General features: G+C 69.3%; 10 protein-coding genes. 2 read left to right on the top strand and 8 right to left on the bottom strand.

Features of this window, described 5'->3' with window-relative positions; all coding sequences use genetic code 11:
• Positions 1 to 10 precede the first annotated feature (10 nt).
• The 4 genes from MC380_RS07360 to glyQ form a co-directional block, all read right to left on the bottom strand.
• Positions 11 to 4,258, bottom strand: a complete 4,248-nt coding sequence (locus MC380_RS07360; RefSeq protein WP_242163941.1) for a translocation/assembly module TamB domain-containing protein — start codon at positions 4,256 to 4,258, stop codon at positions 11 to 13.
• The gene (locus MC380_RS07355) at positions 4,258 to 6,117 is read right to left on the bottom strand and encodes an autotransporter assembly complex family protein (RefSeq protein ID WP_343223551.1); all 1,860 of its coding nucleotides are present in this window, start codon (positions 6,115 to 6,117) and stop codon (positions 4,258 to 4,260) included. Before MC380_RS07355 ends, MC380_RS07360 begins: the two co-directional genes overlap by 1 nt.
• A gap of 342 nt (positions 6,118 to 6,459) precedes the next feature.
• Complete coding sequence (glyS, locus tag MC380_RS07350) at positions 6,460 to 8,565, bottom strand: glycine--tRNA ligase subunit beta (RefSeq protein ID WP_242163937.1); 2,106 nt, start codon at positions 8,563 to 8,565, stop codon at positions 6,460 to 6,462.
• The gene (gene glyQ / locus MC380_RS07345; protein WP_242102245.1) at positions 8,562 to 9,488 is read right to left on the bottom strand and encodes a glycine--tRNA ligase subunit alpha; all 927 of its coding nucleotides are present in this window, start codon (positions 9,486 to 9,488) and stop codon (positions 8,562 to 8,564) included. Before glyQ ends, glyS begins: the two co-directional genes overlap by 4 nt.
• 76 nt (positions 9,489 to 9,564) lie before the next feature.
• Between glyQ and MC380_RS07340 the strand changes: the two genes are divergently transcribed.
• The gene (locus MC380_RS07340) at positions 9,565 to 10,293 is read left to right on the top strand and encodes a glutamine amidotransferase (RefSeq protein WP_343223549.1); all 729 of its coding nucleotides are present in this window, start codon (positions 9,565 to 9,567) and stop codon (positions 10,291 to 10,293) included.
• Between the two features lie 32 nt (positions 10,294 to 10,325).
• Positions 10,326 to 11,192, top strand: a complete 867-nt coding sequence (locus MC380_RS07335) for a BPSS1780 family membrane protein (RefSeq protein ID WP_242102246.1) — start codon at positions 10,326 to 10,328, stop codon at positions 11,190 to 11,192.
• 66 nt (positions 11,193 to 11,258) lie between these two features.
• Here MC380_RS07335 and tatC read toward each other — a convergent pair whose 3' ends face one another.
• The 4 genes from tatC to MC380_RS07315 all read right to left on the bottom strand — a co-directional run bounded on the left by tatC (position 11,259) and on the right by MC380_RS07315 (position 13,692).
• Positions 11,259 to 12,038 carry a twin-arginine translocase subunit TatC gene (gene tatC, locus MC380_RS07330; protein WP_242102247.1) on the bottom strand — a complete coding sequence of 260 codons (780 nt, stop codon included), beginning with the start codon at positions 12,036 to 12,038 and terminating at the stop codon, positions 11,259 to 11,261.
• The gene (tatB, locus tag MC380_RS07325) at positions 12,025 to 12,453 is read right to left on the bottom strand and encodes a Sec-independent protein translocase protein TatB (protein ID WP_242102248.1); all 429 of its coding nucleotides are present in this window, start codon (positions 12,451 to 12,453) and stop codon (positions 12,025 to 12,027) included. Before tatB ends, tatC begins: the two co-directional genes overlap by 14 nt.
• A 24-nt stretch (positions 12,454 to 12,477) precedes the next feature.
• Positions 12,478 to 12,711, bottom strand: a complete 234-nt coding sequence (gene tatA, locus MC380_RS07320) for a Sec-independent protein translocase subunit TatA (RefSeq protein ID WP_242102249.1) — start codon at positions 12,709 to 12,711, stop codon at positions 12,478 to 12,480.
• An 84-nt stretch (positions 12,712 to 12,795) separates the two neighbouring features.
• Positions 12,796 to 13,692 carry a lipid-binding SYLF domain-containing protein gene (locus MC380_RS07315; protein WP_242163936.1) on the bottom strand — a complete coding sequence of 299 codons (897 nt, stop codon included), beginning with the start codon at positions 13,690 to 13,692 and terminating at the stop codon, positions 12,796 to 12,798.
• Positions 13,693 to 13,761: the final 69 nt, after the last annotated feature.

Raw genomic sequence — 13,761 nt, 5'->3', positions numbered from 1 at the left:
CGGGCCCAGCTTACTTCTCCTTGCGCCAGTTGACCGAGCCGCGGTTCTCCACGCTGGAGGACTCGATCTGGATGTCGAAGCCCTTGCGCAGCAGGTACTTGAGCATGACCACCTGGCCGGTGCCCAGCAGCGAGACGCCGTAGCCGACGTAGACGCGCGGCGAGAGGTATTTGCCGACGCCAAACACGCTGCCGGCGGTGCGCGACTGCAGCACGCCGGCGTCGTCCAGGCCGATGCTGGCGCCGAGCTGCGAGGCGAGCACGCTGCCGCCGGCGGTGAGCGCGGCGGAGGCGGCGCTGACGTCGCGCGATTCCTCGCCGGACAGCCCGGACAGCGGGCGGCCCAGGGTGAGGTAAGCCAGCGCATCGGACTGGCTGCCGGCCTGGTTGCTGTAGACGTTGGCTTCCGGGGCCGAGGCGCGCCCAGTGACCGCGATCCCGGCGGTGACCTCGCCGACCTCGCGCTCCGCTCGCACGTCCAGGATCGGATCGGAGATCGCGGTATTGCTCCACAGCAGCCGGCCGCGGGTGATGTCGAGCTTCTGCCCGTAGGCGGTGTAGCGGCCGTCGACCTCGAGCGCGCCGCTGCCGGTCATCTCGCGCCCGGGCACCGCGCGCACCCGCAACCGCCCGCCGAGCTGGCCGTCGAGGCCGAAGCCCTTGAGCCGCACGTCCTCGCCCATCGCCAGGGTCAGGTCCAGCGCCAGCGGCGTGGCTGGCGTCGCTTCGGGATCGGCCGGATCGAGCACCACGACATCGTCGGACGCCGACACCCCTTCATCCAGATGCTCGAGCTCGAGCATCGCCTCGGGCACGGTCACGGTGCCGGTGACCGTCAGCGGTTGCCCGGCCTGATAGCGCACAACGAGATCCGGATCGATCACCGCGCGCACGTCGCGGGTGTCGGAGGCGAGCACGTTCTCACCGCGAAGATTGAGCACCAGCGGTGCGTCGCCGCTGCGCCAGTTGAGGCCGCCATCGATGCTGAGCACGCCTTCGCCCGAGCGCACCGCGCCCACGATCCGCGCGCTGCCGTCGGGTTGCGCGACCAGGCGCACGTCGCCATTGGTCAGGACGATGTTGAGCGCGGGCAGCTCGGTGCGGAAGCCGGTCAGCCGCGCCTGCCCGCCCAGCGACGGCGTGCCGCGGGTGCCGCCCAGGGTGATGCGCCCGGCAAGGCGGCCGGTGGGATCGACGATGTCCGGCGAGAACAGTTCCATCCAGGTCAGCTCGCTGGTATCGACCGCGATCTGGCCCGACAGGGGCGCCAGGTCGTCCCAGCCGGTGGCCACGCGCGCATCGACGCGGCCGCCGTCGGACAGGCCGGTGCCGAGCGTGCCGGTGATCCGCTGCGGATCGAACTCGGCGTCCAGGGTCAGATCGCGATAGCCGATCAGGTCGTTGCGCGCGCGTTCGCTCATGCGGATCCCGCCCTGCGCCGAACGCAGCTGCGCGCGCCCGGTCCAGGCATTGCCGTCGGGCCGCAACGATGCCGTCAATGCAACGTCGCCATTGAGCAGCCACGGCCTGCGATCCTCGCGTTCGGGCAGGTAGGGCGTCAGCAGGGCGAGCGGCAAGCCGTCTCCGTTGAGATTCAGGCCGCGACCGGGCCACTGTGCATCGGCGCACAGCGAGCCGCCGGCGCTGGAGGCGAAGCAGCTGCGCGAGAGCGACCAGCTGTTTGCGTTCTGCGCATAGCGCGCGGGCGCGGTGAGTCGCCAGTTGGCGCCGCGCGTCGGATCCAGCTGCAGGCTCTGCAGGGTCCCGCTCCAGCTGGCGCCGCGCTTGAGCGCGCTGCCGGCCAGCGCGATCCGTCCCAGTTCGCTCTGTGCGTCGCCATCGAGCTGCAGGTTTTCGATCGCACCGCGCGCATCCAGGCGCAGGCTGTCGAAGGCCAGGCCGGCGTTGAGTCCCTGCGCCCGCACTTCCAGATGGCCGTCGCCGCCGCGCCAGGGCAGGCGGCCCCGGGCGGTCAGCGCATCGGCCCGGTAGTCGCCGTAGTGCAGCGCCTCGCCGGTGAGGTCGGCGTCGATATCGGGCGCGGCGCGTGCGCCGGTCAGACGCAGCGTGCCGCGCAGACTGCCGCCGATCCCGGGCCCGATGCTGGAAGGCATGACATCGTCCAGCTGCAGCGGGCTGAGCGTCGCGTCCACGTCCAGCGTGTCGGCCACCCGACCCTTGGCATCGACCCGGCTCGCACCCATGCCGATGGCGATGTCGCCGCTGCCGGACAGCGCGCCCTGCGCGGGCAGCACCAGGTCCACGTTGCCGCGCCCGCTGAGCCGGCGCCCGCGCAGGGTGCCGCCGAGACGTTCGGCATCCACCGCGATGTCGAGCGCGCCGTCCGCGCGGCGCTTGCCGGTGGTCGACAGATCGCCGTCGACCGCGCCGCTCCAGTCGTCGAGGAACAGCCCGGGGTCGAAGCCGCGCAGCGTGGCGTCCGCCTGCCACTGCGTGTCGGCGCCGGCCACATAGCTGCCCTTGCCCTGCAGCCGGCCGTCGCCCACGCCCAGCAGCACGTTGCCGTTGTAGCGTTCACCTTCGACAACGACATCGGCATTGCCACTGAGCGCGCGGCCGCGCAGGGTGCCACCCAGGCCGGTGAGCCCGGCGGTGGCGTCGAAGCCGCCCCCGTCGCGCGCCTTGCCTTGCGTCGCCAGCGTGCCGTTGATCGCACCATTCCAGCCGGCGGCGAAATAGCCCGGATCGAAGCCGGCCAACTGCGCATCGAGCTTCCAGTTCGTGGCCGGCGACCAGCCGAGCACGCCGGTGGCATCCAATCGGCCGGTCGGCATCTGCGCACTGAGCGTGCGCAATGTCAGGCGTTCGCCATCGCCGCGACCGTCGAGTTGCACGGTGGCGCGTTCGCCGTCGCGGACGATGCGCGCATTGCCGATCGCCGCCCATGACGCGCGCGTGCCGGCGATGCCGAAATCGGCATCGGCCACGATTTCTGGCGCGGGCTCGGGCAGTGGATCTGTCGGCGTCGGCGTTGGCGTGCCTCCGAACCGCAGTCCGCGCGCATTGACCGCGTAACGCAGACGGGCCGCATTCCCGCGGTCGCCGAAGTCGCCGCTGCCGCGCACCATGACGCGACCGGCGAACACGTCCACGATCAGCGGCTCGAACGCCAGCACCTGGTCCCGCAGCTTCAGCCGCGAAGGCTGCACCACCGCGCGCAGCGTGCCCTGCTCGAAACGACCTTGCAGCCGCGCGCTGCCGCCGATGCCGTCGGCGCGCAGCTCGAACAGGATCGGTGCCGGTGACGGGTCGTCGCCGGCCAGCATGGCCGGGTCCAGGCCCTGCGTGTTCGCACGCAACGACCAGGTGGGTGTGTCCGCGCCGCGCAGGCTCAACGTGGCACGCAGCGGCTTGGGCACCGCGCCGGCGATGCCGACATCCATCCTGGCCAGGTCGCCGCGCGCCACCAGCCCGATGCGCGGCGGCGTGGCGCGCAGTGGCGATAACCCCGGCTTGCGCGGGAAAACCGCGGTGACGGTGAGGTCGGTGCGGTAGTTGTCCTTCGGCGCGTAGTCGCCGTGTGCACTGAAGCGACCCAGGTCGCTGTCCACGGCCAGGTGTTCGACGTGCACGCGGCCGGTGCTGGCATCCAGCCCGCCGCGCACGCTGCGCAGGTCGATCAGGTGTTCGCGCTGGCGGGTCAGCCTGAGCCGGTCGATGCGGATGGTGTCGGCCTGCAGCGCCAGCGGCGGCGCGATCTGCGGCAGCGCGTCGGGCCACTTCGGCAACTCGAACGGCTCGTCGGCATCGGGCAGATCGAGCGTGGCGTCGCTCAAGTCCAGCGCATCGAGCCGCAGGCGCTTGCCGAACAGCGGCCGAATCGCGGGATCCAGCACCACGCGTTTGGCGACGAAGGTAGTCACGCGCGGATGTTGGCAGTCCGGGTAGGCGACCGGCTCTTCGTTCACCGCCGGACAGCCGCGGGCCACGAGACGCACGTCGTGCAGCACCATCGGACCGCGTGCCGGACCTTCGGCGCGCGACCACGACAGCTCCGTGCCCTCGGGCAGGCGCGCCTTGACCTGGGCCAGCAGGAAATCGCGCCCGCCCAGCGTGCTCAACAGCCACCAACCCAGCACCGCGGCGAGCACGATCACCGCCACCGAACCCAGCGCGCTGCGGATCGCCAGCATCCGCATGCGTGCCTTGCGCCGCGCGCGCAGTTCGGCGATGCGGGCTTCCCGCTCCTCGGGCGTCAGGTCGTCGGGAAGTCGGCGGCGGCGCCAGCGCAAGGCCATCAGAGATCCGTTCCGATGTTGAGGTGCAAGGTGAAAGGCGAATCCGGATCGTCGAGACCACGCGCGATGTCGATGCGGATCGGTCCCACCGGCGATTTCCAGCGCAGGCCGATGCCCACGCCGGTGTGCATGTCGGGGCTGCCGCCATCGAAGGCGTCGCCGGTGTCGACGAAAGCCGCGGCGCCCCAGGGTCCGGCGAAATAGCGTTCGTACTCGACGCTCGCGGTGATCACATTCCTGGCGCCCAGCGCGAAGGCCACGTCGCCTTCGTCGTCGAACACGCGCGGCCCGACCTCGCGCCAGTTGTAGCCACGGATGCTGCGGTCGCCGCCGGCGTAGAAACGCAGGCTCGGCGGCAGGTCGTTGAGCGCGTCGGTGAAGGTATGGCCCAGTTCGCCGCGCACGATCAGCCGATCGCTCGGCCCCAGGCCCTTGAACCAGCTGGCGCGCACGTGCGCCTGGGCAAACATCGCATCGCCACCGGAGTCGTCGCCCTTGCCGCTGCCGGCACGGACCATCACGGTGCCGCCGATGCCGCGCCGCGGGGCGAAGCGATCGTCGATATCGGCGTACTCGGCGCGCAGTGCAGGGAAGAAGTAGTTCGCGTAGCGGTAGACGACGGGCGTATCCGGATCGCCGTCGCTCTCGTACTCGTAGGCCCAGCGCTCTCGCAGGGCATGGATCGAAGCGATCAGGTTGAGCTTGCGGTTGTACTGGCCGCTGCGGCTGCCGACCAGCTCGACCCGGCGCGTATCGATGTAGTCGGTCTGCTCGTCGGCGAACTGCGCGCTGGCGGTGTACCAGCCGTCGAGCCAGGCGAAGGCCGGTATCCGGTACTGCAGGGTCGCGGTCTTGCGGTTCTGCGCCCAGTCCACCTGCGCCAGCGCCTTGTGCCCGCGCGAATTCACGTAGCGCCGCTCCACGCCAAAGCTCACGCCGGGGCCACTGTCGGTGCCGTAGCTCACGCCGGCGGTGTAGATGCTGCGCTTGGCCGGCGTCAGGGTGACGATGACGGGAACCCGGCGGCTGGTGCTGCCGTCTTCCTCGGCCACGGTCACCGCCTCATCCGGCCGCGGCTCGATGTCGATCGCGCTGAAGTAATCGAGCTTCAGCAGCGAATCGCGCAGCCGGTCCAGGCGTCCCTGGTGGTAGTACTCGCCTTCGTTCCAGTACACGAGCTTGTCGAGCAGCTGCGGGCGGACGATCTGCCTGGGCGTCTGCGCGAAACTGACCGGGCCCATGTCGTAGCGATCGCCGCTGGTCCAGCGCAGGTCGATGTCCGCCGCGTTCTGCGCGCGTGTGACCTCGACCCGGTGGGCGATGAAGTCGGCATCGAAATAGCCGCGCTCGGCCAGGCGCCGGGTGATGCGCGCCTTGCTGGCTTCGTACTGCACGTGGTCGAGCACCGCGCCGGGCTGCGGCAGGAACGCGTCGATTTCCTCGTTGAGGTAACGGTCGTCGCTGGCGTCGCCTTCGATCGCCACGGTTTCGTTGCGCACCTTCACCGGCTCGCCGGGCCGGACCGTGATGGTGATGCTGACCGGGCGGTTGGGGTCCGGTTCGCGGGACGCAGGCGCCGCGCCAGTTGCCTGCGCGCGTGGGGCTACGCCGGCCGTATCGCTTTCCGGCGCGCTGCGGTCGCTGCGCTGGATGGTGATGCTGGGCGAGTAATAGCCGAACGGCTCCAGCGCCTCGCGCGTCTCGTCCTCGGCCACGCGCACCAGATAAGCCATGCGTCGCCCCGACACCACCTTGCCGATCGAATCCTGCAGCGACAGGCTGACCCGCACGTTCTCGGTCATGGCCTCGTCCAGGCCCTGGATCTGGATCCGCTCGATCTTCACCGCCATCGCCGGCATCGCGGCAATCGACAGCGCCGCGAAGGCAAGGAGACGGGGGAGGGCGCGCATCGGCCGAGGATACCCGGGCGACGTCAAGATCGGATTAACCGCGAATGCGGATCGCAGCCTGTGGTTCCGGGACATCCGCTCCTCCATGAGCATGGGCTGTTGCTTGGAACAAAACCTTGCGATCTTGGCGACTCGCTCTTGTGCGCCTCTCTGGCGTTGCAGGCGCGAAACAAATCCGTTCGCCCTGAGCGTAGGCGCGTAGCGCCGAAGTCGAAGGGCGTCGGCCGCTCATCTCTGGTGGCGATGCCTGCCTCGCGCTGCGATGCGGAGTCGAAGGACGCTCCACGCGCCTTACGTGGACAGGTGCTCGATCGCGGCCACGCTGCCAAGGCGGTCGGCGAGGCGCTTGAGCAGGGCGAGACGGTTGTGGCGGAGTTTCTCGTCGTCGACGTTGACCATCACCTGATCGAAGAATGCATCCACCTGCGGCCGCAGCCGCGCGAGGTGGGCCAGGGCATCGACGTAATCGCCGTGCGCCAGCGCGTGTCCGGTTTCGGCATACACCGCTTCCACCGATTCGGCCAGCGCACGCTCGGCCGGCTCGGTCAGCAGGTCGTGGTCGACGGTCTCGGCCACGACCACATCGGATTTCTTCAGGATGTTGCCGATCCGCTTGTTGGCCGCCGCCAGCGCTCCGGCCTCGGGCAGCTGCGCGAACGTACCGATGGCGTCGATGCGGCGGTCGAAGTCGTAGAGCGAGGCGTTTGCAATCGACCGGATTCTTGTTGCCACTGCTTCGAAATGCTGCACTGGAACATCCGTGTCGGCGTAGTACCCCCGCAGTCGATCGAGGATGAAATCGAACAGATCCTGTCCCATTGTCTCGGTGTTTCGATCGGCATGGGGTTGCATTGCGTCGGGAAGACCGACAATCGCTTGATGGATCAGACCGCGTGCGTCGAGATCGAAGCCACTCTCAATGATCGTCCGCGCCAACCCCAGCGCATTGCGCCGCAGCGCAAACGGATCCTTGTTGCCGGTCGGCTTCAACCCCGCCGCGAATCCACCCGCCAGCGTGTCCAGGCGTTCGGCGATCGCCAGCACCTTGCCCAGCGGCGAGAGCGCGATGTCGTCGCCGGCGTAGCGCGGCTGGTAGGCCTCGTCGATCGCGAGCGCGATCTCGGGCGCTTCGCCCGCGGCGGCGGCATAGTGCCGCCCGGCGATGCCCTGCAGTTCCGGGAACTCATTGACCATGCGCGACTGCAGGTCGTTCTTGGACAGTTCCGCCGCGCGGCGCGCCAGCCGCGGATCGACACCGGCCTGCGGTGCGATGGCTTGCGCCAGCGCGGCTACGCGCGCCACTTTGTCGGCCACGGTGCCGAGCTTGGCCTGGTAGGTAACCGTGGCCAGGCCCGCGCCCATCGCGGCGAGCCCCTGCTTCAGGTCCTCGTCGAAGAAGAATTTCGCATCCGCGAAGCGCGGGCGGATCACGCGTTCGTAGCCCTGGCGCACCGCGGCCACGTCCTTCGACTCGATGTTGGCGATGCCGATGAAATGCGCGGTCAGGCGGCCGCTGTCGCTGAGCACCGGGAAAAATTTCTGGTTGGTCTCCATGGTGGCGATCAGCGCTTCCTGCGGTACGGCCAGGAAGTCGCTTTCGAACGAGCAGGTCACCGCGCTCGGCCATTCCACCAGACAGTTGACCTGTTCGAGGTTGCCGGCGTCGACGCGGGCGACGCCGCCGACCGTCTGCGCCGCCGCGTGCACCTGGTGCTCGATGCGCGTGCGCCGTTCGTCCGGATCGACCAGCACCTTGGCCGCACGCAGCGCGTCGACGTAATCGCCGGCCGCGGACACCCACACGGTCTTGTCGTGCAGGAAGCGGTGGCCGCGGCTCATGCGGTCGGCGCTGACGCCGAACAGACCGCCTTCGACCACGTCGCGACCCAGCAGCATGACCAGCCAGTGCACCGGGCGCGCGAACGCGTAATCGTGGTCGCCCCAGCGCATCGGCTTGGGGATCGGCATCGAGGCCACCGCTTCGCGCAGCAGCTCCGGCAGCAGGCTGGCGGTGCTGGCTCCGGCCTGCACCGAGCGGTGCACGAAGCGCTCGCCCTTGGCGTCGGTGACGCGGTCGAGCCGGGTCCAGTCGACGCCGGCCTTGGCGGCGAAGCCCTGCAGGGCCTTGGTTGGCTGCCCGTCGGCATCGAGCGCGATGTTGAGGTAGGGACCCGGGACTTCGGAGGCCTGCTCCGGCTGCTCGGTCGCGACGCCCGGCAGCATCACCGCCAGCCGGCGCGGGCTGTACAGCGGTTTGGCATTGCCGCGTTCGAAGCCGATGCCGCGCTTGCCCAGTCCCTCGAGCACGCCATCGAACAGCGCCTGCGCCAGGCCGGGCAGGGCCTTGACCGGGAGCTCTTCGGTGCCCAGTTCGATCAGCAGCGGCTGCATGCTCATGCGGCCTCCTGCGGGGCGCGCTTCAGGCCGGGGAAGCCGAGCTTCTCGCGCTGCGCGTGGTAGGCCTCCGCCACTGCCTGCGCGAGTTTGCGTACGCGCAGGATGTAGCGCTGGCGTTCGGTCACGCTGATCGCGCGGCGCGCATCGAGCAGGTTGAAGCTGTGGCTGGCCTTGCACACCTGGTCGTAGGCCGGCAGCGGCAGGCCCAGTCCGACCAGCTTCAGCGCCTCGGCTTCGCAGGCGTCGAAGCGGTGGAACAGTTCGGCCACGTCCGCGTGTTCGAAGTTGTACGCGCTCTGCTCCACCTCGTTCTGGTGGTAGACGTCGCGATAGGTCACCGGCGTACCGTCCGGGCCGTGGGTCCAGACCAGGTCGAAGACGTTGTCCACGTTCTGCAGGTACATGCACAGGCGTTCGAGGCCATAGGTGATCTCGCCCAGCACCGGCCGGCACTCGAGGCCGCCGGCCTGTTGGAAGTAGGTGAACTGGGTGACTTCCATCCCGTTCAACCACACCTCCCAGCCCAGCCCCCAGGCGCCGAGCGTGGGCGATTCCCAGTTGTCCTCGACCAGGCGCAGGTCGTGCACCTGCGGATCGATGCCCAGCGCCTTCAACGAGTCGAAGTACAGCTCGACGATGTTGTCGGGATTGGGCTTCATCGCCACCTGGTACTGGTAATAGCGCTGCAGGCGGTTGGGGTTCTCGCCGTAGCGGCCGTCGGTGGGGCGGCGGCAGGGCTGCACGTAGGCCGCGTTCCACGGCTCTGGGCCGAGCGCGCGCAGGAAGGTGGCGGGGTGGAAGGTGCCGGCGCCGACTTCCAGGTCCAGCGGCTGGATCAGCACGCAGCCCTGCGCCGCCCAGTACGCGTTGAGCTTGAGGATGAGGTCTTGGAAAGTGATGCCCTGGAACGTGGATCCGGCCATGCGTCGCAAGCGCCTGCGCAAAGGCCCGCTAGTATACGGAGGCGGCTGCTTTCGGCCGGATTTCAAGGGCTCACGCGTGCGGTCACCGCTTTTGATCGTCGAAACCGGACAGCCGGTCGCCTCGATGCGCCGCCATGGCCGCTTCCCCCACTGGATCCGAGTAGCCGCAGGGATACCGCGCGACGAAGCCGTTGTGGTCGACGTGGCCGGCGGCGGCGGCGAAGGCCTGCCGTCGGTGGCGGGTTTCGCCGGGGTCATCGTCACCGGCTCGGCCGCGATGGTGACCGAACGTCACGACTGGAGCGAGCGCAGCGCGCAGTGGCTGCGCGACGCCGTGCATGCGGGCATGCCGGTGTTCGGCATCTGCTACGGACACCAGCTGCTGGCGCATGCGCTGGGCGGGGAGGTGGGCGACAACCCGGCCGGACGCGAGATGGGCACGGTGGAGATCGCGCTGGACGCGTCGGCCACGGACGACCCGCTGTTTGCTGGCCTGCCCGCCCGCCTGCGCGCGCAGACCACGCACCTGCAGACCGTACTGCGGCCGCCGCCCCAGGCCACCGTCCTGGCCACCTCGGAACAGGACCCCTGTCATGCGTTCCGTTGGGGCGGGCATGCCTGGGGCGTGCAGTTCCATCCCGAATTCAGCACCACGCACATGCGCGGCTATGTGCACGCGCGGCGCGAGGCGCTGGCCGGCGAGGGCCGATGCGCGCGCGAGCTATCGCGTAAGATCGGCGCAACGCCGCATGCGCGGCGTGTGCTGCGGCGCTTCGTGCGGCATGCGCACGCGCTGGCCGGCTGATTCGACTTCAACCGGACCTCGGAAGGAACGAGATGGTACAGATGCGCAAGGTGCGGCCTTCGGCCGGTGCGGAATGGCTGATGGGCGGATTCGGGCTGCTGCGGCGTTCGCCATTCGGGCTGGGGCTGCTGGGCGCGCTGTTCGGCCTGATCGCGGTCGCCTTGGGATTCGCGGCCATGTCCAGCCCGGCGCTGCTGCTGATCGAGCAGCTGATCATGATGCTGCTGGGGCCGCTGCTGGTCGCCGGCATGATCTGGGCCGCGCGCGAGGTCGACCAGGGCCGCAGCGCCAACCCCGGACACCTGCTGCGCGGCGTGCAGGACGGCAAGACCGGGCGCCTGTGGGCGACCCTGCTGCCGCAGATCGCAGCGGGCCTGCTGGCGGTGCTGCTGCTGTTCGTAGTGGTCGGGCCAACCCATCTGCAGTCGCTGGTGAGCGCGGTCGAGCAGGCCCAGGGCCAGACGAAGCCGGATCCGTCGCTGTTCGCGGGCATCCCGATGGGCCGGCTGTTCCTGTGGCTGCTGGTCGTGATCGCCGTGGGCATCGTCGCCGGCTTTTTCACCTTCACCGCGATCCCGGACATGATGTTCAGCGACATCGGCGCGATCGAGGCGATGAAGCGCAGCTTCCGCGCCTGCATGGCCAACCTCGGCGCGATCGTCCTGTTCTTCGTGCTGCTGGTGATCGCGGCGATCGCGATCACGATCGCGGTGCAGATCGTCGGCTTTATCGTGCGCCTGATCGCGGGCGAAACCGCGATGCTGTTCGTGGTGCAGATCCTGATGATGGCCGTGCTCATGCCGGTGGTGACCGGGGCGATGTATTTCGCATGGAAGCAGCTGATCGCCGGCTCGGATGTTTCGGCACCCAGCAGCCGCGACAGCATCGTGGAAGCGTAGGTCGGGGCGACGTCCCCGACGCAGGTCCCTCGCGCGTCGGCCGCTCGGGACCGACCCGCGCAGCGATCAGTCCGCCGCGACCGTCTTCGGCGCCAGCAGGCGCGAGGCCAGGATCCCGGCCTCGTACAGCAGGCACATCGGCACCGCCAGCAGCAGCATGGAAATCGCATCGGGCGGGGTGATCAGCGCGGCGATGACGAAGATGCCCACCACCGCGTAGCCGCGCCATTCGCGCAGCTGCGCCGGCGTGACCCAGCCCAGCTGGACCAGGATCACCAGCGCCACCGGCAGTTCGAAGCAGGCGCCGAAGGCCAGGAACAACACCAGCACGAAGTCGAGGTACTTGCCAGGGTCCGGGGCGATGGTGACCACCTCGGGGGTGAACATCGTCAAGGCGTGGAACACCGAGGGCAGCACCACGAAATAGGCGAACAGGCAGCCGGCGTAGAACAGCAGCACGGCCGATACCAACAGCGGCATGGCCAGGCGCTTTTCGCGCCGGTACAGGCCCGGCGCCACGAAGCCCCAGGCCTGGTACAGCAGCCACGGCGCACACACGAACACCGCGGCGCAGAACGCCAGCTTGATCGGTGCGAAGAAGCCGGAGGTGGGCTCGCTGGCGATCATCTTCGCCACCTGGCCCGCGGGCAGATTGCTCACCAGCGGCAGCGCGATCCGGTCGTAGAGCGTGCGCACGAACGGCATCAGCGCGACGAGCACCACCACGATCGCAATGACCGAGCGCATCAGGCGCACGCGCAGTTCGAGCAGGTGTTCGAGCAGGCTGCTCTCGGCCAGGTCCTCGGCCACGGACTCCCCGGCCCGGTCGCGATCAGCGGGCGTCATCGCGATCATCCTGGGCTTGTCGGGGGACGCGTTCGGTGGGATCCGCTGGCGCGTCGGCATCGGCAGGCATCGGCGCCGGAATGGGTGCTTCTGGGTGGAAGGCTTCTGTCTGGGGCGTGCCCGTGGCCGTCACCTGGTCGCGCACCGCATCGAATTCCCGCTCCACGTCGCTGCCGGTGCGGCGCACCGAATCCCCGAAGCCGCGCATCGCTTCCTCGGTGTCGTGCAGGCTCTTGCGCAGCTCCTCGGCGGCCAGGTCGCGCTCGAGCTCGGACTTGACCGAATACCACTGCGCACGCGCGCGCCGCACCCACAGTCCGGCGAAGCGCGCGGCCTTGGGCAGGCGCTCGGGGCCGAGCACCACCAGGGCCACGACCGCGATGATCAGCAGTTCGCTGAAGCCGATGTCAAACATGGGAACGGACCGCCTGCGGCGGTATCAACGCGAGATGGTGTCGTCCTGGCGTGGTTTGCCGGACACGGTGCCTTCGCCTTCGTGCTGCTGCGACTGGTCGCTGAGTTCGCCCGACGGCTTGTCGTCCGACATGCCCTGCTTGAACCCCTTCACCGCCTCGCCCACGTCCTTGCCGACGTTCTTCAGGCGCTTGGTGCCGAACACCAGCACCACGATCACCAGCACGATCAGCCAGTGCCAGATGCTCAAACCGCCCATGAGGATTACCTGGAAGTGGGAAAGACGACAGGATAGCGCACGACTTGTTGCGGTGCGGTGTCGATGTCCGGCGCCGTCACGGGCTCAGGGCGTGGCGGGCAGCGTTTCCACCTGCGCGGGGTTGTCGACTGTCTCGAACGGCTGCGGGCTGGTTTCAGCGGCGCCCTCGACCGTGCCTTGGGCCTGCGCCGGACTGGCGGCCGCTGGCGGTACGGAGGCCGCCGAACCCGGTGCGCGCCCCTGCGCGATCACGCCCTCGGTGCCGCGGCGCGCGCGCGCGGTGGCGGTGGCCTCTTCGAGCAGATCGCGGAAATCGACCACGGCGCTCGAGGGCTGACCTTGGGTGCGCCCCTCGAACACCATGCGCGGCGTGGTATCGCGTCCGTAGACCGCTTCGTTGGCGGCGTCGTCGATCGAGAGCACGGCGCCATCCAGCGCCACGCCGGCGAACAGGCCGCGTGCGCGCGACCACGACCAGATCTCGGCCTTGAACTCACCGTCGGTGGCGGTGGCGGCGTTGCGGCCCATCGGCCCGGCCGCGACACCGGCATCGGCGCCGAGGGTGAACTTGCCGTTGACGATGGATTCCAGCCCGCGGTCGCTGCGGAAGGCCAGGACGACGTCGGAGGACTGCACGCCCGCCTGCAGGCCGATGCTGCCGCCGGTGAGCTTGACGAACACCGGATTGGACCAGGTGCCCTCGGGCGTCTTCACCGACATCAGGCCGTGGCCGCGGCGGCCGCCGAATACCAACCCCGCCTTGATCGTGTCGGGCACCACCACGATCGCCTTGGCTTCGTCGAGCAGCTTGTCGGGAATCGCCGATTCCGGGATCGCCTGGATGTCGGTCATGACCCGGATGGCGTTCTGGGCACGCGCATCCTCGTCACGACCGGCCCAGGCCAGCGCACTGGCGCCTATCAGGCAGGCGCAGACCACGGCGCGGAACAGGGGGCGACGGGCGCGGGGCAGGCCGGGCATGGTGACTCTCCGAAGTTCAATGCGTTACGGGGGGAAGCTCAAGCGCAATCTAGTCCCGCGCGGGTGAAT

The sequence above is a fragment of the Lysobacter sp. M15 genome, assembly GCF_022662515.1.
Taxonomy (GTDB): domain Bacteria; phylum Pseudomonadota; class Gammaproteobacteria; order Xanthomonadales; family Xanthomonadaceae; genus JAKPBU01.
This window is presented reverse-complemented; position numbering and strand designations above follow the sequence as displayed.